Genomic DNA, 20,527 nt, shown 5'->3' with positions numbered 1-20,527 from the left:
CACCGTGCGTTCGGTTGAGGAGCAGCAGGCCCGGGTTTCGGCTGCCGCGGTGGCGCCGCGTCCGGTCCGGGTGGCGATCGCCGAGGCGCAGGGCTTGATGTGTGCCGAAGAGGTGATCGCCGAGCGGCCCATGCCCGCCTTCGACCAGGCCGCCATCGACGGTTACGCGGTGCGCAGCGTCGACGTGTTCGGTGCTGAGGCGATCGGAGACAGCTCGGAGGCGGCCGAGCGCGATGCCTCCGCGGTCACCCTTCCGGTGCTGGGCACCATCGAAGCCGGGGCGCGCACTCCCACCCGGCTGCAACCGAAGCTGGCGACCCGGATCCAGACCGGGGCTCCGATGCCTACGCTGGCCGACGCGGTGCTGCCGCTGCGCTGGACCGACGGCGGCAATTCCCGGGTCCGGGTGCTGCGCGGCGTGCGCCCGGGCGACTACGTGCGCCGTATAGGTGACGACGTGCAGCCCGGCGATGTTGCCGTCCGCGCGGGCACCGTCGTCGGCGCCGCCCAGGTGGGCCTGCTGGCCGCCGTCGGCCGCGACCGGGTGCTGGTGCATCCGCGTCCGAGGCTGTCGGTGCTGGCTGTGGGCGGCGAACTGGTCGACGTAACCCGTACGCCCGGCAACGGGCAGGTCTACGACGTGGACTCCTACGCGCTGGCCGCCGCCGGCCGTGACGCGGGGGCCGAGGTGAACCGGGTGGGCATCGTCAGCAGCGAGCCCCGGAAGCTGCGCGAGGTGGTCGAGGGTCAGCTCAACCGCGCCGAGGTGGTGGTGATCGCCGGCGGCGTGGGCGGTGCGGCGGCTGACGAGGTGCGCGCGGCGCTGTCAGACCTCGGTGAGATCGAAGTCGCCCGGATCGCGATGCATCCCGGCTCGGTGCAGGGCTTCGGCCAGCTCGGGCCGGAAGGGGTACCGACGTTCCTGTTGCCGACCAACCCCGTCAGCGCCCTGGTGGTGTTCGAGGTGATGATCCGTCCGCTGATCCGGCTGTCGCTGGGCAAACGCGAGCCGATGCGCCGGGTCGTGCGGGCGCGCACCCTGGGGCCGATCAGTTCGATGCCCGGGCGCAAAGGCTATCTGCGGGGCCAGCTGATGCGTGACGACCAGACCGACGAGTACCTGGTGCAAGTGCTCGGGGCGAGCGGGGGCACCTCCTCGCACCTGCTGGCGACCCTGGCCGAGGCGAACTGTCTGGTCGTAGTTCCCGAAGAGGTCGAGCAGATCGCCACCGGCGAGATCGTGGACGTCGCCTTTTTGGCGCAGCGCGGTTGAGTCCGGGTAGATGCTGGTGAACCTGTGGCCGTTCAAGGCCGTCCAGCACCCCGGCTGGCCGACGGTGCTCGGGCCGCTGCGGGTGGCCGCGGGGGTGATCCGGCTGCGACCGGTGCGGATGCGCGACGGCGTGGCCTGGAGCCGGATCCGGTTGGCCGACCGTGCCCACCTGGAGCCGTGGGAGCCCAGCGTCGAAGCGGACTGGGTCACCCGGCACAGTTCGGCGGCGTGGCCGCCGGTGTGTTCGAGCCTGCGCACCGAGGCCCGGTATGGGCGGATGCTGCCGTTCGTGATCGAGCTCGACGGTCGCTTCTGCGGCCAGCTGACGGTCGGCAACATCGCCCACGGTGCGCTGCGTTCGGCCTGGATCGGCTACTGGGTGTCGAGTGCGGTAGCCGGCGGGGGCGTGGCGACCGGGGCGGTGGCGCTCGGGCTCGACCACTGTTTCGGGCCGGTGCGGCTGCACCGGGTGGAGGCCACCGTCCGGCCGGAGAACGGGGCCAGCCGGGCGGTGTTGGCCAAGGCCGGCTTTCGCGAGGAAGGGCTGTTGCAGCGCTACCTGGACGTCGACGGCGCGTGGCGGGACCACCTGCTGGTGGCGATCACCGCCGAGGAAATCGCCGGCTCGGTGACCGCGGCCCTGGTGCACGCCGGCCGGGCCGCATGGACCTGAGCGAATTCGTCCGTCGTGTTGCCCGTGTGATAGTTGTGACTATCGAGGTCAGCGAGTAAATTACATCTATGTAATTGGCTCGGCGCGCCGTCCGGCCGTGGGGTCAGGAGACCTAGCCTTGGCTGGGAAAGGAGCAGGCCCTCATGCCCAGCATCCCGCAATCATTGCTCTGGATCTCACTGGTCGTCCTCTGGCTGTTCGTACTGGTGCCGATGCTGGTGAGCAAGCGAGACGCGGTGCGCCGCACCAGTGACGTGGCGTTGGCGACCCGGGTGCTGACCAGTGGGTCCAGCGCACGGCTGCTCAAGCGCGGCGGTCCGGCCGCCGGTCACCGCAGTGATCCCGACTGGCAGCGCAGCGACGCCGACGTCGACGACGACATCGACGACGACGAGCCGGCCGAGAGCGGGCCGCGGGTCTTCGTCGCCGCGGCCGGTGAGCAGGGCGAGTTGGACTACCTCGACGTTCTCGACGTCGAAGTCGTCGCCGAGGATTCCGACGTGCTGCCGCTCTCGGAGGCGGGTTTGGTTGCCGAGGCCGAAGCGCAGGCGCGAGCGCAGGCAGAGGCCGAGGCACGGGCTGAGGCCGAAGCGCGGGCCCAGGCCGAGGCTGAAGCACAGGCGGAGGCTGAAGCGCAGGCGGAGGCTGAAGCGCAGGCGGAGGCTGAAGCTCAGGCCGAAGCCGAGGCGGAGGCCGAACCGGAAGCCGTTGCCGAGGCGGACGCCGATGGCCACGAGTACGAATACGTCGAGGACAGCTCAGGTTTGGAGGCCGAAGCCGACTCGTCGGCGACCGTAACGGCGCGGCCACGTCGCTACGACACCAAGACGGCCGCCGCCGTCAGCGCCCGCAAGTACGAGTTCCGCAAGCGGGTGCTGATGTCGCTGGCGGTGATCCTGGTGCTCTCGGCGCTCACGGCTTTCACCGTGGCACCGACGGCGTGGTGGATCTTCGGCGGTGCGGCCGGTGCGACCGTGCTCTACCTGGCCTACCTGCGCCGGCAGACCCGTATCGAGCAGCAGGTGCGCGCGCGCCGGGCCCGGCGTTCGGAGCGTCCGCGGGCGCAGCGCGACAACGCCGGCGCCGAGGCGTTCGAGGTGGTGCCGTCGCGGCTGCGGCGCCCCGGCGTCGCGGTGCTGGAGATCGACGACGAGGACCCGGTGTTCGAGCACCTGGAGTACGCGACCTCGGCGCGCGAATACGACTGGCGCGGCGACCTGCCGCGGGCGTCGGGTCAATAGCGTCTCGGTTTCAGGACACCGGCCCGGGGCTGGTAACCTGACAAGCCGTCAGGGGCTATAGCGCAGTTGGTAGCGCGTCTCGTTCGCATCGAGAAGGTCAGGGGTTCGATTCCCCTTAGCTCCACAGAGTTTGGACAGGTCAGGGGCGGTTAGCAGACCATATAGGGCGGCCCAAGGAATCGGCGTACCGCGGCTTCTTCGTCGTCGCTGTCCTGAAAAGGCCAAAACCAGAGCGCCAGGAATACCCGGATCAGCCACTGCGCGGCCAGTGGGTCCGAGTTGTCGGCACCGATCATTTCGGCGGCGAACCGGGCGATTACGGGGGAGTTGGTCAGCCAGTCCGTGCCGGGAGGCGCGGTCATGGTGCGCATGATCTGTGCGAGTGGTTCGGCCCGCATGCGCTGCAGGGCGACGACGGTCGCGGTGACGATGCGCTCAGACCCCGACAACCCGGTGATGGCTTCGCGGACCGAGTCGAGAATGCGTTCTGCTTGCCTGGTCAGTACCGCATCCCGGATCGCCGTCTTACCTCCGGCATGGCGGTAGATGGTCGCCGGTGAGCAGTGCACGCGGGCAGCCAGTGCGTCGATGGTGAAGGCGTCGTAGCCCTGACGCGACATGAGCTCAGCGGCTGCGGCGTATATCCGGTCAGCGCCCTCACTGTGGCGATCCCGGCCGATCAGCCAGTCGTTTGCCGCCACCGGTCAGCCATTTCCCTGGCGCGAAGTCATGACATTGTTTTATCACCGTGAGAACTAGTTCGGCATTTCTCTCAGCTGCGGTGCTGGTCGGCCCGGGCGGCTGAGAAAGGCCGCGCGCGTCGTCGACGAGACCGTCTCGCAAGTTCGATCCGCACCATTGACGCAGGTCACGGGCCCAGTCCAGCCTGGTGGCCATGAGTGCCGTGGTGGACCCGACCGACTTCTTCGCCCACGCCGCAATCCAAGACCCCAACCCGCTGTACGACACGATGCGCAGCCGCGGAGGAGTGAATCGGATCGGCGATTCCGTCTTCTACGCGGTGTGCAGCTGGGACGCCGTCATCGAAGCCGTGAACCGCGTCGACGACTTCTCGTCGAACCTGACGGCCACGATGGTCTACCACGACGACGGGACCGTGACACCGTTTGACATGGGACCGCTCGGCGGGCCGATGCATGCGCTGGCCACCGCCGACGATCCGCTGCACGCCGGACACCGCAAGTTGCTGCTGCCCCACCTCTCGGCGAAGCGGGTGCGCGTCATCGAGGAGTTCGCCGACGCCACTGCCAAGCGACTGTGGTCGGAAGCACAGGGCGGCGGTCAGGTTGAATGGATGAGCGCCATGGCCAACCGGCTGCCGATGACGGTGGTCGCCCGGCTGCTCGGGCTACCGGATGATGATGTCGACAAGCTGATCCGGCTGGGCTACGCCACCACCACCCTGCTCGACGGGATTGTCAGTGCGGCCCAGCTCGAGGCGGCCGGCGTGGCCGCCATAGAGCTGTCCGGCTACGTTCTGGAGCATTTCGAGAAGGCGGCCGATCACCCCCGGCCCGGCCTGATCGGCGACCTCGCCGCACGCACCAGATCCGGGGAGTTGGAACAGCTTCCGGCGCTCGCGATCATGCTCACCCTGTTCAGCGCGGCAGGTGAGTCGACGGCTTCGCTGCTCGGCAGCGCCGCGCGGATCCTGGCCGAGCGCCCCACCGTCCAGGAGCAGCTGCGTGCCCGCCCCGACCTGCTGGGTGCTTTCATCGAGGAGGCACTGCGCTACGAATCACCATTTCGCGGCCACTATCGGCACGTGGTCGCAGATACCACCCTGGCCGGAGTCGAGCTGCCCGCCGGTTCGCGGCTGCTGCTGATGTGGGGTGCAGCCAATCGAGATCCCCGGCATTTCGACGGCCCCAACGACTTTCGACTCGATCGCAGTGGCGGGAGAGGGCACCTGGCATTCGGTAAGGGCGCACACTTCTGCGTTGGGGCCTCGCTGGCCCGTCTGGAGGCCCAGATTGTCTTTCGGATGCTGCTCGAGCAGACCACGTGGATCGAGGCCGCCGACGTCGGCCACTGGCTGCCCAGCATCTTGGTCCGTCGCCTTGAGCGGTTGCAGCTGAACATCCGCTGACCTCGAATGCCGAACAACTCAAGGGTGCGTGACGAGGTACGTCGCGTTGTCCAGCCCTTCGGAGAGTTCCCGTACGTCGAAAGGTCGGTCCAAGCGTGCACGCAAAGCCTTCGGGTCGACCAAGAGGCTGATCTCGGCGGTCTGCCGGGCGACCAATCGCCCGATCAACGGGTAGAGGCGCCGCATGAACACTCGCTCTGCTGAGGTGCAACGCGATGCGCAGTAGCCGACATGACCGATCTCGTCGGTGAGAATCTCGCTGTAGAGCAACGTGATTCGTTCGGCGACTTGCGGTTCGTCCGCGAACAGCTCGGCACCGAGGCGGCGCAGTTCGTCGAACATGATGCAGCCCGCCATCTCTGCGGCTCCGACGAACACGAAGCCGAGTCGCTCGGGGAGAAACACACCGGTTTTGACGAACTGTCGCATCACAAGCGGCGGGGGGACGACCTGGAAGGGCACGCCGAATACGTCGAGAACGTATGCCAGCAGGCGGGTGTGATAGTGCTCTTCGAGTTCGAGGTAGACGTTCTCGGGCGGCAGATTCTCGTCGCTGTTGCGGCCGTAGGTCTCGCCCAGGCCGACGCCGAACCGTTCCGCCTGATTGAGTTTGGCGGTCGCCAACAAAAACAGCATCTTCCGGTCCAGGCCGGGCTCGGGCCGCCGGCGCCGCAGGTTGCGAAGGAAGGTTGATCGGTCGGCAGGTTGAGCGGACCGGACGGGATTGTCTTCGAGCTCCTCGAAGAACAGTTCTCGATTGGTCAATCGCCTGTTGAGCAGGTCCGCTTCGCCATCACGTTCGGCCAGGTAGTCCCGGTAGCCCTCGATGCCGGTGCGATTCATCGGTTCTCCATTCCCTTGACAATCGTCGTCACGTAACGGTTCAGCAGTGCCGCATCGTGCGCACCGGTGGCCAGCAGGGCGAATAATCCGGTCAGGAAGAATGTTCCGAGCTCCGCCGCATCGAGATCCGACGAGACCTGCCCTGAGTCCTGCGCGTGCGCGATCAGGCCAACCACAAACGCGGCAAGAGGGTGCTGCGCCAGTTCGTCTTCGACCGGACGGGACGACGAGAAATGCAGGCCGAGCATGTCCCGGAAAACCACCGCACCCAAACGGCTTTCAGCACTGAGTACGTGATGTACGAGCTGAGAAAGCACGGAGGTAAGGTTGCCACCGGCTGCGCCGAGCTCGCTGATGATCCTCGTCTCCTCGTTGCGCTCCGCTTCGATAAGGACGTGCTCCTTGGTGGGGAAGTGGAAGTAGAACGTTCCCCTCACCACGCCTGCCGCAGCGGCGATCGCACTGACGTCAGCGGCGGCCAGCCCGCGTTGCGCGATCTCGGCCAGCGCGGCGTCGAAGAGCCGCGCGCGGGTTTCGAGTCGCCGAGTTTCCCGGACGCCCCCGGCAGCCGGTGGCGGTACGGTCAGGTCCCCTCGTGGCTGCATATCCGCACCGTACGCCCCTAGCTGACGGACGTCAATGACGGGCGTCAGCGAAATTCCGCCGGTAGCATTTGGGGCGTGGCGCAGACTGTTCAGCCCGGCATGTCCGCTTACGAGCGCAAGGCCTGGGATGAGCTGCTGGATGCGGCCGTCAGGCCCGAGCGATCCGGCCGGTTTGAAACCCTGAGTCAGGGCGTCAAGCAACGCGCCCAGGAGTTGGCCGCCCAAGCCCGATCGACCGTCGAACAAGTCCCTGGGGCCACCGCCGTCATCGGCAAGGTCGACGATCTGACCACCAAGACGATGGAGACCCTGCACATCGTGCTGGTCGAGCGAGGACTCAATTCGGTCAAGCCGGACAACGTGTTTGGGATGTTCGCCGACGAGGGCGTCGTGGTGGCGTCCTACGACGAAGTTCGACAACTCGACCTACAGCACTGCGACCGCTCGGTTCCGCGCCGCAAGGAGCGCTACATCGCGCTCGCGGTGGCCGGAGGTGCGGCGTCCTCGCTGGCGGTGACGGGTTCGGTGATATCGAGCGCGGTCACCGGAGGCACGAGCATGACGGTCGCGGCGTCGGCGGTCGTCGCTGACGTCACCGCCGTGATGGTCGGGATGGGCCGCATCGTGGCATTGGTTGCGGCGCACTACGGTTACGACGTGCGCGAGCCAGGCGAGCAGGCCTTCGCGTCCGGGGTGATCGCCTACTCTGCCGCGGGCAGCCCCGCCGAGAAGGCGGCAGCGCTGGCGTCGCTTTCGCGATTGACACAGCAGATGATGCGGCAGGCGTCGTGGCGCCACCTGCAGCCGCAGCAAGCGGACAACGTAATCCAGCAGATCTCGGTGGCGCTGGGATTCCGGATGGCCAAACACAAGCTGGCGCAGGCTGTTCCGGTACTCGGTGCGGTCGTCAACGGCGGTCTCAACGCCCGCATCGCGCAACGGACGTTCGAGCGGGCCCAACAGGCCTACCGGCTACGGTTCCTCACCGAAAAGCACGGCCTGGACGCCCGCCAGTGGGCGCCGGCGGTGGATTCGGGCGAGATCATCGACGTCCCGTTGGTCGACGAGGTGCTCGATGCGGAGCTCGATTCGCAACCCGGCGACGCCCAGGGCGTTACGGACTAGCGCAAGGTGTCAGGGCACAGCTCGCGCTGGGCGATGTCGATCACCGGGCGCGGGTTGCTCTGCAGATCGTCGACCATCGAGGGTCCGCCGAACGACGGCCGGCGCGGGAACGTCGCGACGATCTGATCGGGGCTTTCGCCGTTGCGCAACTGGCTGCAGAACCGGTGCCCCGCCGACAGCCGCGCATTGGGCGGACCGGACCGAAAGACCCCGTTGGCGTCCAGGGCGGCGATGTAGCTGGCGTCGTCGGCGTGGGCCGGCGCGCTGCCGAGCAGCGCCAGGGCGGCGGCACCGAGGGATGCGCCGGTGCGCAGAATCCAACTCATACCGGCGATGTTACGTCGAAAAGCAGTTGACTCTGCGTCCACTGCGGAAAAGTGCGAGTGCACACCGCTGTGGACGCAGAGTCAACCGGGGTAAATCAGGCCAGGGGTTAAATCAGGCCCAGCGCGGTCATCGCGTCGGCAACCTGGATGAAGCCGGCGATGTTGGCGCCGACCACGTAGTTGCCGGGCGCGCCGTACTCGTCGGCGGTGACCACACAGCGGTGGTGGATGCTCTGCATGATCGCCGCCAGGCGCTGCTCGGTGTACTCGAAGCTCCACGAATCGCGCGAGGCGTTCTGCTGCATCTCCAGGGCGCTGGTGGCCACCCCGCCGGCGTTGGCCGCCTTGCCCGGGGCCACGGTCACGCCGGCGTCGGTGAACAGCTTGACCGCGTCCGGGGTGCAGGGCATGTTGGCGCCCTCGGCGACGATCTTGCAGCCGTTCTTGGCCAGCGTGGCGGCGTGGTTGCCGTCCAGCTCGTTCTGGGTGGCCGAGGGAAGGGCGATCTGGCAGGGCACGTCCCAGATGGAGCCGTTGCTGACGAATTGCGTCGCGCCGCCGCGAGCGGTGGCGTAGGCCTCGATGCGCTCGCGCTTGATCTCCTTGATCTCCTTGAGCAGCTCCAGGTCGATGCCCTTCTCGTCGACTATGTAGCCCGAGGAGTCCGAGCAAGCCACCACGGTGCCGCCCAGCTGGTGGATCTTCTCGATCGCGTAGATCGCCACGTTGCCCGAACCCGAGACCACGGCCCGCTTGCCCTCGAAGGAGTCCTTGGCCGTCTTGAGGATCTCGTCGGCGAAGAACACCGCGCCGTACCCGGTCGCCTCGGTGCGGACCTGCGAGCCGCCCCAGGTCAGGCCCTTGCCGGTCAGCACTCCGGACTCGTAGCGGTTGGTGATCCGCTTGTACTGGCCGAACAGGTAGCCGATCTCGCGACCGCCGACACCGATGTCACCGGCCGGGACGTCGGTGTACTCGCCTAGGTGGCGGTAGAGCTCGGTCATGAACGACTGGCAGAACCGCATGATCTCGTTGGTCGAGCGGCCCTTGGGGTCGAAGTCCGAGCCGCCCTTGCCGCCGCCGATCGGCAGGCCGGTCAGGGAGTTCTTGAAGATCTGCTCGAAGCCCAGGAACTTGATGATGCCGAGGTACACCGACGGGTGGAACCGCAGACCGCCCTTGTACGGGCCCAGGGCCGAGTTGAACTCCACCCGGAAACCACGGTTGATCTGCACGTTGCCGTCGTCGTCGAGCCACGGCACCCGGAAGATGATCTGACGTTCCGGTTCGCACATCCGACGGATGACCGCGCTGTCGACGTAGTCGGGGTGCTTGGCCACCACCGGCCCGAGGCTGCTGAGCACCTCGAAGACGGCCTGGTGGAACTCGGCTTCACCCGGGTTGCGGCGCAGGACCTCGTCGTAGATGTCATGCAGCTTCGGATTCAGTTCGCTCATATCGTGTGATCTCTTCCTCGCGTGTCGCTGTCAGCGGGCACAGGCTAGCCGCCTAAATCGCTAACGCCGAATCCAGTCCGTTACGTCGCTGTTAAATCATTACCGCTCAGGAGGCACCGGTTAGCCTTGATTGGCGAACAAAGGCGGAGCAATCCATGGTGATGTCGCGGCGAGACCGGGTGAGGGAGACGCTGTCCACCACGAAACTCGCGGCGATGGCGATCTTCGCCAATTGTACCGACACCGACCTGAGGCCGCTGGCCGCCTATTTGCAGCCATTGCGGGCCGAGGCCGGTACAGAACTCATGCGTCAGGGCGAGCGAGCCGTGTCCTTCCTGCTGATCTCGTCGGGTTCGGCCCAGGTCAAACACCTCGGAGACGACGGTGCGGTGGTCGTCAACGACGTATCGGCCGGGATGGTGGTCGGCGAGATCGCGCTGCTGCGCAAAGGCTGCCGAACCGCGACGGTCACCACCTCGACGCCGCTGACCGGCTGGATCGGCGATGAGCAGGCCTTCGACGAGATGGTGCAGATCCCGCAGGTGATGGACCGGCTGGTGCGCACCGCGCGCCAACGGCTGGCCGCCTACATCCAAGCCGTGCCGATCCGGGCCCGCGACGGTACGCAGCTGCTACTGCGGCCGGTCTTGCCCGGTGACAGCGCCCGGACCGTCCAGGGCCATGTCGAGTTCTCCACCGAGACGCTCTACCGCCGGTTCATGTCCACCCGCACCCCCAACCCGGCGCTCATGCACTACTTGTTCGAGGTCGACTACGTCGATCACTTCGTCTGGGTGGTCACCGAGCTGGACGGCTCGTTCGTCGCCGACGCGCGGTTCGTCCGGGACCTCGAGGACCCCACCGTCGCCGAGATTGCGTTCATCGTCGGCGACAGCTTCCAGGGCCGCGGGATCGGCACCTACCTGATGGGGGCGGTGTCCGTCATCGCCCGGCTGGAGGGCATCGAGAAGTTCACCGCGCGGGTGCTGTCGGAGAACGCGCCGATGCGCGCGATCCTGGACCGCCTGGGCGCCTACTGGCAGCGCGACGACCCGGGCATCGTCACCACCGTGATCGACGTACCCGGTGCGGACCAGCTGCCGTTCGGCAAGGACGTTGCCGATCAGATCAAAGAGGTTGGCCGCCAAGCGATCCAGGCCGTGGGCTGACCGCCGCCGGGTAGGCAGGTCGGCGTTGGGTAGATTGGCTGCGATGTTGAACCTTCGCGCGGTGCCGGCGCTCTGCTGTGTCGGTCTGCTCGCCGCCTGCAGCTCCGGGCCCGCTGAGGTGACCGCCGACATCAGCAAGGTCGCCGACATCAAGTCCTCGTTCGGCCCGGAGTTCCAGGTCAAGAACGTCGCGCCCACCGGGCTGGACCCAAAACTGCTGGCGGGCAACACATTGCCTCCGGGCCTGACGTTTGAACCCGCGGACTGTTCGAGGTACGCGGTCGGCCAGCAGCTGCCGCAGGGCGTGCAGGGCAACATGGCCGCCGTGGCCGCCGAGGGCAACGGCAACCGCTTCATCACCATCGCCCTGGAGACCTCCGAGCCGGTCGTGGTCAGTGAGCCGGGACGGTCCTGCCGCCGGATCGGCTTCGCCGGGGAACGGATGCGTGGCCTGGTCGAAACGGTCGAGGCGCCGCGCATCGACGGCGTGCAGACGCTGGGGGTGCACCGGGTGGTCGAGGCCGTTGCGGGGGGTCAGGCCCGTGTCGGGGAGCTCTACAACTACTCGGCGTATTTCGGCCCGTACCAGGTGCTTGTCACCGCGAACCCGCTGGTGGCGCCGGACAAGCCCATCACCCCCGTGGACACCCAGCGGGCTCGCGATCTGCTGGTGGCCGCGGTGAACGCGGTGCGGGGCTGATCGCCATCAGCTAGCGCACGCCGCGCGGCCGGAACTGGATGCTGATGCGTGGGCCGGTCGGAGTGGCCGTCTTCGGGATGGAATGCTCCCAGGTCCGTTGGCACGAGCCGCCCATCACCAAGAGGTCGCCGTGGCGCTGTGCCAACCGCAGTGCGGTACCGCCGCCGCGGGGGCGCAGCGCAAACGTGCGGGTGGCGCCGACGCTGACGATCGCGACCATGGTGTCGTGGTGGGCGCCGCGACCGAGGGTGTCGCCGTGCCAGGCCACGCTGTCGCCGCCGTCGCGGTACAGGCACAGCCCCACCGTGGTGAACGGCTCGCCGAGTTCCCCGGCGTAGATGTCATTGAGCCGGCGGCGCAGCCGGGCGATCGCGGGATGCGGCGCCTCCGCGGCGGCCAGGTCGTGGAAGCTGACCAACCGGGGAACGTCGAGCACCCGGTCATACATCCGGCGGCGCTCGGCCCGCCAGGGGATGACGGACTGCAGTTCGCCGACCAGCGCGCTCTCATCGGAGAGCCAGCCCGGACGCACGTCGAGCCAGGCGCCGTCGCCCAGCTGTCGGCGTTCGCTCAGGTCGAACAGCGACTCCTGTACCGGTATCGCCACGACACGCAGTCTATCGCACATCAGTTCGATTCGTCGAGATGCGTTAGGACCAGCTCGGCAGCCAGATCTCCATGTTCCAGGTGGCCGGCGAGATCGGCACCCCGGTCAGAATCGGGTACAGCCAGGCGAAGTTCGTCAGCACCACAGCGACGTAACAACAGACCGCGAGCAGCCCGAGCGTCTGGCGCTCCTCGGTGCGACCATGTCCGTCGTTGATGATGTCGATGCAGATCAACGCCAGCAGCGTCGCCAGGAACGGTGCCATCGGCACCGCGTAGAAGAAATACATCTGCCGGTCGATGCCGGCGAACCATGGCAGCCAGCCGGCGCAGTAGCCCACCAGCGCCGCCGCGTAGCGCCAGTCATGGCGCACCAGCGTGCGCCACGCCGCGTAGCCCAGCACCGGCACGGCGAGCCACCACATCGCCGGCGTGCCCACCAGCAGCACCGCCTTGACGCAGGACTGGGCGCCGCAGCCGGGCACGTCGTGCTGATCGATCGCATAGAGCACCGGACGCAGCGACATCGGCCAGGCCCACGGCTTGGATTCCCACGGGTGGTGGTTGCCGGCGGCGTTCGTCAGGCCGGCATGGAAGTGATACGCCTGGTAGGTGTAGTGCCACAGCGAGCGCAGCGCGTCGGGCACCGGGAACCGGCTCTCGAACCCGATCGACTGGCCTTCCTCGTGGCGATCCACCCCGGTCTCCGAGGCGAACCACGCCGCATACGACGCCAGATACACCCCGAACGGAATCAGTGCCATGGCGTAGCCGGTGGGCACCACATCACGGCGCAACGTTCCCAGCCACGGCCGGCGCACCCGGTACTGCCGACGAGCGGCGACGTCGAACGCCAGCGACATCGCCGCGAAGAACACCACGAAATACAGCCCGGACCACTTGGTGGCACACGCCAATCCGAGCAGCACCCCGGCGCCGAAGCGCCACCAGCGCACCCCCAGCCGCGGCCCCCACGGCGTTACGGCGCTCCGGCCGTCGGTCAACACGGTATGCATCCGCGTGCGCACCTGGTCGCGGTCGACGATCAGCGCCCCGAACGCCGCAATCACGAAGAAGGTCAGGAAGCCGTCCAGCAGTGCGGTGCGGGCGGCGACGAAGCTGACGCCGTCACCGACCAGCAGCAGCCCGGCCACCCCGCCGGCCAGCGTCGAGCGGGTCATCCGGCGCACGATGCGCACCAGCAGCGCGATCGCGAGCACCCCGAGCAGCGCGCTGGTGAATCGCCAGCCCAGGCCGTTGTAGCCGAACAGCGCCTCGCCGATCGCGATCAGCTGCTTGCCTACCGGCGGGTGGACCACCAGTCCGTAGCCGGGGTTGTCCTCCACGCCGTGGTTGTGCAGCATCTGCCAGGCCTGCGGCGCGTAGTGCTTCTCGTCGAAGATCGGCGTGCCGGCGTCGGTGGGGATGTACAGATTCGAGAACCGGGTCACCGCCGCCAGCGTGGTGACCGCCGCGGTCACCGCCCAGCCGCGGGCGCGGTCGGTCGGCCCGAAATCGGCCACCGGCACCAGCAATCCCGGGCTGATCATGGGAGCGGTGCGCTCCGGCACGGCCGCGGAGCTGGTAGCGGTCGGAGCGCTCATCCCCACGATCGTAGGCTGTGCGCCATGCCCGATGGTCGATTGCTGCTGGGTGCGACCCCCCTCGGCCAGCCCGCCGACGCATCGCCGCGGCTCATCGCGGCCCTGGGTACCGCCGACGTGGTGGCCGCCGAGGACACCCGGCGGGTGCGGACGCTGGCCAAGGCGCTCGAGGTGCAGATCGCCGGGAAGGTGGTCAGCCTGTTCGACGCCAACGAGGCGGCCCGGGTGCCCGCGCTGCTGGCCGACATCGAGGCCGGCGCCACCGTGCTGGTAGTCAGCGACGCGGGGATGCCGCTGATCAGCGACCCGGGGTACCGCCTGGTGGTCGCGTGCGCGGAGGCGGGCCTGCCGGTGAGCTGCCTGCCCGGCCCGTCGGCGGTGACGACCGCGCTGGCGGTCTCGGGGCTGCCCGGCGAGAAGTTCTGCTTCGAAGGCTTTGCGCCGCGCAAGGCCGCGGCCCGGCGGGCGTGGCTGGCGACGCTGGCCGGCGAACGGCGTACCTGCGTCTTCTTCGAATCGCCGCGGCGCCTCGCCGACTGCCTGCGTGATGCGGTCGATGAGCTCGGTGGGCAGCGGCAGGCGGTGGTGTGCCGGGAGCTGACCAAGACCCACGAGGAGGTACTGCGCGGGACGCTGGCCGAGCTGGCCGAGTGGGCGGTCGGCGGCGTGCTGGGGGAGATCACCGTGGTGCTGGCCGGGGCGACTCCGCGCGCCGACCTGCCGGCGTTGGTGGCTGAGGTCACCCGGCTGGCAGCGGAGGGTATGCGGGTCAAAGACGCTTGCGCGCAGGTGATCTCCGCGGCGCCCGGTTCGGTATCGCGCCGTGAGCTCTACGACGCGGTGCTGCGGGCCCGGGATTGATCGGCGGCCACAATCGGTGCGGCCTTGTGCAGGCACTCTTGCCATTCGGCGTCGACGTCGGAGTCCGCGGTGATTCCGCCGCCGACCCCGAGTACCGCGCCGCCGTCGGCGTCGAATTCCACGGTGCGGATTGCCACGTTGAGCTCGCAGCCCGACACCGGGGACGCCAACCCTACGGTGCCACAGTAGATCCCGCGCCGATACGGCTCCCACTGCGAAAGCAATTGGCGGGCCCGGTGTTTGGGCGTCCCGGTGACCGAGGCCGGGGGGAACGTGGCATCCAGCAGCGCCGGCATGCCCAGCTCGGCGGGCACCTCGGCCGACACCGTCGACACCAGATGCCACACGCCCGGCGCCGGGCGTACCGCCAACAGTTCGGGAACCGTCACGGTGCCGGTGATCGCCACCCGGCCCAGGTCATTGCGGACCAGGTCCACGATCATGATGTTCTCCGCGACGTCCTTGGTCGAGGCCCGCAGCGCCGACGGGCGCGCGTCCAGCGGCAGCGTGCCCTTGATCGGGCTGGAGGTCACGACGGTGCCGCGGCGGCGCAGGAACAGCTCCGGTGACAGCGACGCCACCGCACCCCAGTCGCCGGCGACATAGGCGGCCCGGGCGGGTCCGGTGCGGGCCACCGCGTCGGCGAAGAAGTCCAGCGGGGCGCCGGTGACCGTTCCGGTGAATCGGGTGCACACGCAGGCCTGGTAGACCTCGCCGGCCCGGATGGCCTCCAGACAGGCCAGCACTCCGGCGCGATGCGCCTGCCGGTCCGGGGTTTCCCAGTAGATGCGACAGCCGCGGGCCGGTGCGGGCGTGGTCAGCGCCTCGGCCAGCCAGCCCGGCATCGGCGCACCGGACAGGCTCTCGAACCACCACTGCCGGTCAGCGTCCTGCCGCAGCACGCAGTCGGTCCAGCCCCCGGCCGCCTCCGGGATCCGGGGCGCCCGGCCGTCGGCGCCGGGGTCGGGGTAGGACAGATAACCGATCCAGCCGCCGCCCACCGTGCCGGACCCGGCACCAGCGGCGTGCCGGCCTCCGAGTTCGAACACCTCGCCGGGGTGCACCGGCTCGACGCCCACGCTGGGCGCGATCACCGCCCGGGCGTCGAACCACTCGCCGGTCAGCGCGGCCGGCGGCGGCAGCCCGTTCCGGGTGGCGGCATCGGCGACCGCACGCAGCACTTCCGGTGCCGCGCCCAGGCTGCCGAGCCGTTCGATGCGCATCGCACTAGCTTGTCAGACGTTTCAGCTGCGGGTGATCTCCCGGGCGGCGGCAAGTGCCGACAGCTTGTCCGGGTTGCGCATCGCGTAGAAGTTGGTGATCAGGCCGTCGACGATCTCGACGGTGAACACGCCTTCGAGCTGGCCCGCGCGGTAGAGCAGCACCGCGGGGGCGGAGTTGCAGACCGCCATCTCGGCCCGGACGTCGGGCTGCTGCGCCCCGATGCGCAGCAGTCCGATGATCGAGCGGGCGACCTTGTCGGCGCCGAGGATGGGCCGGCGCGCCGCGCTGGCCTTGCCGCCGCTGTCGGCGGTCCACACCACGTCGGGGGAGAGCATCGACAGCACGGTCGCGAGGTCGCCGCCGGCCGCCGCCGTCATGAACTCCTCGGTGATGCGGGCATTCTCGGCCGGGTCCACCGGGGTGAAGCGCGGCCGCCGGGCCTGGACGTGGCCGCGGGCCCGATGGGCGACCTGACGCGCCGCGGTGGGCGACTTGCCCACCGCGGCGGCGATCTCGTCGTAGTCGAACCCGAACACCTCGCGCAGCACGAACACCGCGCGTTCGTCCGGGCTGAGCGTCTCCAGCACCACCAGCATTGCCATCGACACCGATTCGGCGAGCACCATGTCGGTCGCCGGGTCGTGTTCGTCCAGCAGCAGCGGCTCGGGCAGCCACGGGCCGACGTACTCCTCGCGGCGCCGGGCGCCCGCTCGCAGCGCATTGAGCGCCTGGCGGGTGACCAGCTGGGCCAGATACGACTTGGCGTCGCGGACCTGCGCCAGATCCACCTCCGCCCACCGCAGGTAGCTGTCCTGCAGCACGTCGTCGGATTCGGTTGCGGACCCGAGGATTTCGTAGGCGATGGTGAACAGCAGCGGCCGCAGTTCGGTGAACCGCTGGATATGTTCGCCCATCACACCGCCGCCTCCTGCGGCGTCGAGGCCGGCTGGGTGCCGCCCTTGAGCCAACGGTACGAGCCGGGCTTGGCCCCCTCGCGGCGAATCCCCCACACGGTGGCTTTGCAGATGGCCTCCTTGATCACCGCGGCCAACCGGCCGCCGACGAATGCCTTGACCGGGGTGTCGTCGCGACGGGCCAGCTGGATGGTGGCCAATTGGCGGCCGACGCTGATGCACTGCCCGGTGAACGCCTGATCCAGGGCAGTGGCCGGGGTGCCGGCGATGCGGGCCAGCACGGTGTCGGCGGCCTGGGCGCCCAGTGGAATCGCGGCCTGGCAGCTCATCCGCAGCGGCCGGCCCGCCGGTGCCACCGCGTCCCCGGCCGCCACGATCCACGGATTGTCGATGCTGGTCAGCGTCTCATCGGTGAGCAGGCGGCCCAGTGCGTCGGTGGCCAGCCCGCTGCGGGCGGCCAGGTCCGGGACGCCGAAGCCGGCCGTCCACACCGTCGCTGCGCTGGGCAGCACAGCGGCATCCTGCAGCACCACGGCGCCGGCGCGCACCTCGGCGACGGTGGCGGCTTCCAGGACCGTGACGCCCAGCTTGCGCAGCGCCTTGGCCACCGAGCGGCGGCCCGGGGCGCCCAGTGAGGGACCCAGGATTCCGCCGCAGACCAGGGTGACCGACCGGCCCTGCCCGGCGAACTCCGCTGCCGCCTCGATTCCGGTCAGACCGCCGCCGACCACGGCCACCGGGGCGTCCGGCGGCAATTCGTCGAGGCGCGTCAGCAGTCGTTGGGCAGACTCGAATTCGCTGATGGCATAGCCGTATTCGGCGGCGCCGGGCACCGCGGTGCTGATTGCGCCGGTGCTGCCCACCGCGTAGATGAGGTAGTCGTAGCGCAGTGTGGTGCCCGAGGCCAGCCGGATGCGACGGTCGGCAGCGTCGATCCGGTCGGCGGTGTCGACCATCAGCCGGACGCCGTCGCCGAGCAGGTCGCTGTATTGCCGGTCGGCCCGGTAGGTGCCGGCCACGTGCTGGTGCAACCGGATCCGTTCGACGAACGCCGGACGCGAATTGACCAGGGTGACGTCGATGTCGGGTTGGGCCAGCAGGCGGTTGGCAGCCATGGTGCCGGCGTAGCCTCCGCCGATGATGACGACGCGGGTGCGGGTCATGAGGTGCTCCTGTCTCTCGTGGTTATGCCCTCAAGACACCGCAGCCGTTCCAGTTGTGACGCACTGTGAGCTGTTTCACTGGCGAGCAGACGCGAAAGCCCCCAATTCGGGCTCCAAGAAGGGGCTTTCGCGTCTGTTCGCGCCAAAATTGCTCGCGCTCACTGGTAGCGCGGGAACACCCCGGACGGCGCCGGCAGCGTCAGGCCCGGCGTCAGCCGCTCGGCCACCGCGGTGAACATCCGCTGCTCGCCCGGCTGGCCCAGCAGGTCCAGCAGCTTGCCCGCCGATTCGGGCATCACCGGCTGCACCAGCAGCGCCGCGATGCGCACCACCTCGAGCGTGGTGTACAAAACGGTGCCGAAACGGTCCTGATCGGACGCCGCCTCGCTCTTGGCCAGCTTCCACGGCTCGTTGGCGGAGAAATACCGGTTGGCCGCGCCCAGCATCAGCCAGATCGCTTCCAGCCCCAGGTGCATGGCCTGGGCGCCGAAGGCCGCCCGCACTTTCTCCAGTAGTCCGTCGGCCAGCGCCAGCAGCTCGTTGTCCTCGGCGGTTGGCGCCACCGGCGAGGGCACCACCCCGCCGAGGTTCTTGGCCACCATTGACAGCGACCGCTGCGCCAGGTTGCCCAGCTCGTTGGCCAGGTCCGCGTTGACCCGGCTGATCATCGCGTCCTCGGAGATGCTGCCGTCCTGGCCGAACGGGATCTCCCGCAGGAGGAAATACCGCACCTGATCGACGCCGAACCGGTCCACGAACTCGACCGGGTCGATCACGTTGCCCACCGACTTGCTCATCTTCTCGCCGCTGTTGAGCAGGAAACCGTGCGCGAAAACCTTGCGCGGCAGCTCGATCCCGGCCGACATCAGAAAGGCCGGCCAGTACACGGTGTGGAACCGGATGATGTCCTTGCCGATCATGTGCAGATCGGCCGGCCAGTATCGGCGGAAGGACTCGGAGTCGGTGTCGGGGTAGCCGACCCCGGTCAGATAGTTGGTCAGGGCGTCCACCCAGACGTACATCACGTGATCGGGGTGGCCGGGCACTGGCACACCCCAGTCGAACGAGGTCCGCGAGATCGACAGGTCGCGCAGCCCGCCGGAGACGAAGCTGACCACCTCGTTGCGGCGCACCTCCGGAGCGACGAACCCCGGGTTGGCCTCGTAGTGGGCCAGCAGCCGCTCGGTGTAGGCCGACAGCCGGAAGAAGTAGGTCTGCTCCTCGGTCCAGGTCAGCGGCGCCCCGGTCTCGGCCGCCACCCGCACGCCGTCGTCAGCCTCCCGGGTCTCGCCCTCGGTGAAGAACCGCTCGTCGCGCACCGAGTACCAGCCGCTGTAGGTGTCCAAATAGATGTCGCCGGCATCGACCATGCGCTGCCAGATCGCCTTGGACGCCTCCAGGTGATCGGGGTCGGTGGTGCGGATGAACCGGTCGAAGGAGATGTTGAGCTTGCGCTGCAGGCGCTGAAACACGTCGGAGTTGCGCCGTGCCAGCTCCGCCGTCGGGATCCCTTCGGCCTCGGCGGTCTCGGCCATCTTCAGCCCGTGCTCGTCGGTTCCGGTCAGATACCGCACGTCGAAGCCGTCGAGCCGGTGGAACCGGGCGATCGCGTCGGTGGCGATGTACTCGTAGGCGTGGCCGATGTGCGGGTCACCGTTGGGGTAGGTGATCGCGGTGGTGACGTAGAAGGGCTTCATCACGCCCCACCTTATGGTGTGCTGGTGAGCTCCAAACGGTCAGCCGAACGCCAAGCGCCGCCCGCGCCGGAGCCGCTGAGTCCGCTGGTCGACGCGCATACCCACCTGGATGCGTGCGGCGCCGACGATGACGCCGGCCTGCGCGCGATCATGGACCGCGCCGCCGCGGCCGGCGTGCAGGCGGCGGTGACCGTCGCCGACGACCTGGACTCGGCGCGCTGGGTGACCCGGGCCGCCGACGCCGACGAGCGGGTCTACGCCGCCGTGGCGCTGCACCCCACCCGTGCCAACACGCTCACCGACGCCGCTCGCGCCGAGATCGAGGCGCTGGCCGCCCACCCGCGGGTGGTGGCGATCGGCGAGACCGGCATGGACCTGTACTGGCCGGGCCGCCTGCAGGGCTGCGCCGATCCCGCGACGCAGAAAGAGGCCTTCGCCTGGCACATCGACCTGGCCAAACGCACCGGCAAACCGCTGATGATCCACAATCGCGACGCCGACGCCGCGGTGCTGGACGTCTTGCGCGCCGAGGGCGCACCCGAGACGGTGATCTTCCACTGTTTCTCGTCCGGTCCGGAGATGGCTCACACTTGCGTCCAGGCCGGCTGGATGCTGAGCCTGTCCGGCACGGTCAGCTTTAAAAACGCCCGTGACCTGCGCGAAGCGGTGCCGTCGATCCCGGCAGAGCAGCTGCTGGTGGAGACCGATGCGCCGTTTTTGACCCCGCACCCCTACCGTGGCGCGCCCAATGAGCCCTACTGTCTGCCATACACTGTCCGGGCGCTGGCTGAGCTGCTGGGAGTGTCGGCAGCTGAACTGGCGCAGGCTACGAACCGCAACGCCCGTCGGGTGTACGACTTGCGCTGAAACGTCGTGCAGGTCACATTCGGTTGCCCGACGCTGGTGGGTTCGTTACCGTCTCGTTATAAATCGGGG

At 68.7% G+C, this 20,527-nt stretch carries 20 protein-coding genes and 1 tRNA gene; 10 read left to right on the top strand and 11 right to left on the bottom strand.

Translation table 11 applies throughout. The annotated features are described in order from the left end of the window. Positions 1-4 precede the first annotated feature (4 nt). The 4 genes from glp (at position 5) to A5648_RS17810 (ending at position 3,311) form a co-directional block, all read left to right on the top strand. Positions 5-1,273, top strand: coding sequence for a molybdotransferase-like divisome protein Glp (gene glp / locus A5648_RS17825; protein ID WP_065025803.1), 1,269 nt, complete (start codon positions 5-7; stop codon positions 1,271-1,273). Between the two features lie 10 nt (positions 1,274-1,283). Further along, positions 1,284-1,946 (top strand): GNAT family N-acetyltransferase, encoded by a 663-nt coding sequence (locus A5648_RS17820; protein WP_109470837.1) that lies wholly within the window; start codon positions 1,284-1,286, stop codon positions 1,944-1,946. A gap of 143 nt (positions 1,947-2,089) precedes the next feature. After that, on the top strand, positions 2,090-3,187 hold the full coding sequence (sepX, locus tag A5648_RS17815; protein ID WP_065025802.1) for a divisome protein SepX/GlpR: 1,098 nt from the start codon (positions 2,090-2,092) through the stop codon (positions 3,185-3,187). A 51-nt stretch (positions 3,188-3,238) separates the two neighbouring features. Next, a tRNA-Ala gene (locus tag A5648_RS17810) sits at positions 3,239-3,311 on the top strand. Between the two features lie 25 nt (positions 3,312-3,336). On the opposite strand, the gene A5648_RS17805 is transcribed toward A5648_RS17810, so the two are convergent. After that, positions 3,337-3,888, bottom strand: coding sequence for a TetR/AcrR family transcriptional regulator (locus A5648_RS17805; RefSeq protein WP_065025801.1), 552 nt, complete (start codon positions 3,886-3,888; stop codon positions 3,337-3,339). 194 nt (positions 3,889-4,082) lie between these two features. Between A5648_RS17805 and A5648_RS17800 the strand changes: the two genes are divergently transcribed. Continuing rightward, positions 4,083-5,297, top strand: coding sequence for a cytochrome P450 (locus tag A5648_RS17800; protein ID WP_065025800.1), 1,215 nt, complete (start codon positions 4,083-4,085; stop codon positions 5,295-5,297). A gap of 18 nt (positions 5,298-5,315) precedes the next feature. Here A5648_RS17800 and A5648_RS17795 read toward each other — a convergent pair whose 3' ends face one another. Then, positions 5,316-6,140, bottom strand: coding sequence for a hypothetical protein (locus A5648_RS17795; RefSeq protein WP_065025799.1), 825 nt, complete (start codon positions 6,138-6,140; stop codon positions 5,316-5,318). Further along, the gene (locus tag A5648_RS17790) at positions 6,137-6,745 is read right to left on the bottom strand and encodes a TetR/AcrR family transcriptional regulator (protein WP_065025798.1); all 609 of its coding nucleotides are present in this window, start codon (positions 6,743-6,745) and stop codon (positions 6,137-6,139) included. Before A5648_RS17790 ends, A5648_RS17795 begins: the two co-directional genes overlap by 4 nt. A gap of 75 nt (positions 6,746-6,820) precedes the next feature. Between A5648_RS17790 and A5648_RS17785 the strand changes: the two genes are divergently transcribed. After that, on the top strand, positions 6,821-7,870 hold the full coding sequence (locus A5648_RS17785; protein WP_131810596.1) for an EcsC family protein: 1,050 nt from the start codon (positions 6,821-6,823) through the stop codon (positions 7,868-7,870). On the opposite strand, the gene A5648_RS17780 is transcribed toward A5648_RS17785, so the two are convergent. After that, complete coding sequence (locus tag A5648_RS17780) at positions 7,867-8,196, bottom strand: DUF732 domain-containing protein (protein WP_065025796.1); 330 nt, start codon at positions 8,194-8,196, stop codon at positions 7,867-7,869. The two genes, A5648_RS17785 and A5648_RS17780, sit on opposite strands and share 4 nt — an antisense overlap. Before the next feature lie 107 nt (positions 8,197-8,303). Continuing rightward, positions 8,304-9,653: an NADP-specific glutamate dehydrogenase gene (gene gdhA / locus A5648_RS17775; RefSeq protein WP_065025795.1), complete on the bottom strand. Its 1,350-nt coding sequence runs from the start codon at positions 9,651-9,653 to the stop codon at positions 8,304-8,306. Positions 9,654-9,808: 155 nt separating this feature from the next. On the opposite strand from gdhA, the gene A5648_RS17770 reads away from it, so the two are divergent. Together A5648_RS17770 and A5648_RS17765 are read left to right on the top strand one after the other, a co-directional pair. After that, a complete protein-coding gene (locus A5648_RS17770) occupies positions 9,809-10,822 on the top strand; it encodes a GNAT family N-acetyltransferase (RefSeq protein WP_065025794.1) in 1,014 nt (337 codons plus the stop codon). 43 nt (positions 10,823-10,865) lie between these two features. After that, the gene (locus tag A5648_RS17765; RefSeq protein ID WP_065025793.1) at positions 10,866-11,522 is read left to right on the top strand and encodes a DUF5642 family protein; all 657 of its coding nucleotides are present in this window, start codon (positions 10,866-10,868) and stop codon (positions 11,520-11,522) included. Positions 11,523-11,532: 10 nt separating this feature from the next. On the opposite strand, the gene A5648_RS17760 is transcribed toward A5648_RS17765, so the two are convergent. Together A5648_RS17760 and A5648_RS17755 are read right to left on the bottom strand one after the other, a co-directional pair. Further along, entirely contained in the window at positions 11,533-12,129 is a 597-nt protein-coding gene (locus A5648_RS17760; protein WP_065025792.1) for an alpha-ketoglutarate-dependent dioxygenase AlkB, read from the bottom strand. A 43-nt stretch (positions 12,130-12,172) separates the two neighbouring features. Further along, positions 12,173-13,732 (bottom strand): dolichyl-phosphate-mannose--protein mannosyltransferase, encoded by a 1,560-nt coding sequence (locus tag A5648_RS17755; protein WP_065025791.1) that lies wholly within the window; start codon positions 13,730-13,732, stop codon positions 12,173-12,175. Between the two features lie 24 nt (positions 13,733-13,756). Here A5648_RS17755 and rsmI point away from each other — a divergent pair, with 24 nt between their 5' ends. After that, on the top strand, positions 13,757-14,593 hold the full coding sequence (rsmI, locus tag A5648_RS17750) for a 16S rRNA (cytidine(1402)-2'-O)-methyltransferase (protein ID WP_065025790.1): 837 nt from the start codon (positions 13,757-13,759) through the stop codon (positions 14,591-14,593). Here the strand turns inward: rsmI and A5648_RS17745 are convergent. From A5648_RS17745 to metG, 4 genes are all read right to left on the bottom strand, one after another. After that, positions 14,563-15,816: an aminodeoxychorismate synthase component I gene (locus A5648_RS17745; protein WP_065025789.1), complete on the bottom strand. Its 1,254-nt coding sequence runs from the start codon at positions 15,814-15,816 to the stop codon at positions 14,563-14,565. The two genes, rsmI and A5648_RS17745, sit on opposite strands and share 31 nt — an antisense overlap. A 21-nt stretch (positions 15,817-15,837) precedes the next feature. Next, the gene (locus tag A5648_RS17740) at positions 15,838-16,731 is read right to left on the bottom strand and encodes an RNA polymerase sigma-70 factor (protein ID WP_065025788.1); all 894 of its coding nucleotides are present in this window, start codon (positions 16,729-16,731) and stop codon (positions 15,838-15,840) included. Then, the gene (locus A5648_RS17735; RefSeq protein ID WP_065025787.1) at positions 16,731-17,894 is read right to left on the bottom strand and encodes an NAD(P)/FAD-dependent oxidoreductase; all 1,164 of its coding nucleotides are present in this window, start codon (positions 17,892-17,894) and stop codon (positions 16,731-16,733) included. The genes A5648_RS17740 and A5648_RS17735 overlap by 1 nt, the downstream gene beginning before the upstream one ends. A 158-nt stretch (positions 17,895-18,052) precedes the next feature. Next, positions 18,053-19,591, bottom strand: coding sequence for a methionine--tRNA ligase (gene metG, locus A5648_RS17730; RefSeq protein WP_065025786.1), 1,539 nt, complete (start codon positions 19,589-19,591; stop codon positions 18,053-18,055). A gap of 18 nt (positions 19,592-19,609) precedes the next feature. Between metG and A5648_RS17725 the strand changes: the two genes are divergently transcribed. Beyond that, on the top strand, positions 19,610-20,458 hold the full coding sequence (locus A5648_RS17725) for a TatD family hydrolase (RefSeq protein ID WP_207511750.1): 849 nt from the start codon (positions 19,610-19,612) through the stop codon (positions 20,456-20,458). The last annotated feature ends 69 nt before the right edge of the window (positions 20,459-20,527 follow it).

Origin of the sequence: Mycolicibacter sinensis (genome assembly GCF_001673565.1) — a bacterium.
In the GTDB taxonomy this organism is placed as follows: Bacteria; Actinomycetota; Actinomycetes; order Mycobacteriales; family Mycobacteriaceae; genus Mycobacterium; species Mycobacterium sinense_C.
The sequence above is the reverse complement of the archived record's forward strand: the minus strand, read 5'-3'. Positions and strand labels throughout refer to the sequence as shown.

Coding starts and splice junctions, on each gene's coding strand:
- A5648_RS17790 (WP_065025798.1), bottom strand. CDS start 6,745: ATGCAGCCACGAGGGGACCTGACCGTACCGCCACCGGCTGCCGGGGGC.
- A5648_RS17745 (WP_065025789.1), bottom strand. CDS start 15,816: ATGCGCATCGAACGGCTCGGCAGCCTGGGCGCGGCACCGGAAGTGCTG.
- A5648_RS17735 (WP_065025787.1), bottom strand. CDS start 17,894: ATGACCCGCACCCGCGTCGTCATCATCGGCGGAGGCTACGCCGGCACC.
- sepX (WP_065025802.1), top strand. CDS start 2,090: ATGCCCAGCATCCCGCAATCATTGCTCTGGATCTCACTGGTCGTCCTC.
- gdhA (WP_065025795.1), bottom strand. CDS start 9,653: ATGAGCGAACTGAATCCGAAGCTGCATGACATCTACGACGAGGTCCTG.
- A5648_RS17765 (WP_065025793.1), top strand. CDS start 10,866: ATGTTGAACCTTCGCGCGGTGCCGGCGCTCTGCTGTGTCGGTCTGCTC.
- A5648_RS17800 (WP_065025800.1), top strand. CDS start 4,083: ATGAGTGCCGTGGTGGACCCGACCGACTTCTTCGCCCACGCCGCAATC.
- A5648_RS17755 (WP_065025791.1), bottom strand. CDS start 13,732: ATGAGCGCTCCGACCGCTACCAGCTCCGCGGCCGTGCCGGAGCGCACC.
- metG (WP_065025786.1), bottom strand. CDS start 19,591: ATGAAGCCCTTCTACGTCACCACCGCGATCACCTACCCCAACGGTGAC.
- A5648_RS17740 (WP_065025788.1), bottom strand. CDS start 16,731: ATGGGCGAACATATCCAGCGGTTCACCGAACTGCGGCCGCTGCTGTTC.
- rsmI (WP_065025790.1), top strand. CDS start 13,757: ATGCCCGATGGTCGATTGCTGCTGGGTGCGACCCCCCTCGGCCAGCCC.
- A5648_RS17780 (WP_065025796.1), bottom strand. CDS start 8,196: ATGAGTTGGATTCTGCGCACCGGCGCATCCCTCGGTGCCGCCGCCCTG.
- A5648_RS17820 (WP_109470837.1), top strand. CDS start 1,284: ATGCTGGTGAACCTGTGGCCGTTCAAGGCCGTCCAGCACCCCGGCTGG.
- A5648_RS17770 (WP_065025794.1), top strand. CDS start 9,809: ATGGTGATGTCGCGGCGAGACCGGGTGAGGGAGACGCTGTCCACCACG.
- A5648_RS17795 (WP_065025799.1), bottom strand. CDS start 6,140: ATGAATCGCACCGGCATCGAGGGCTACCGGGACTACCTGGCCGAACGT.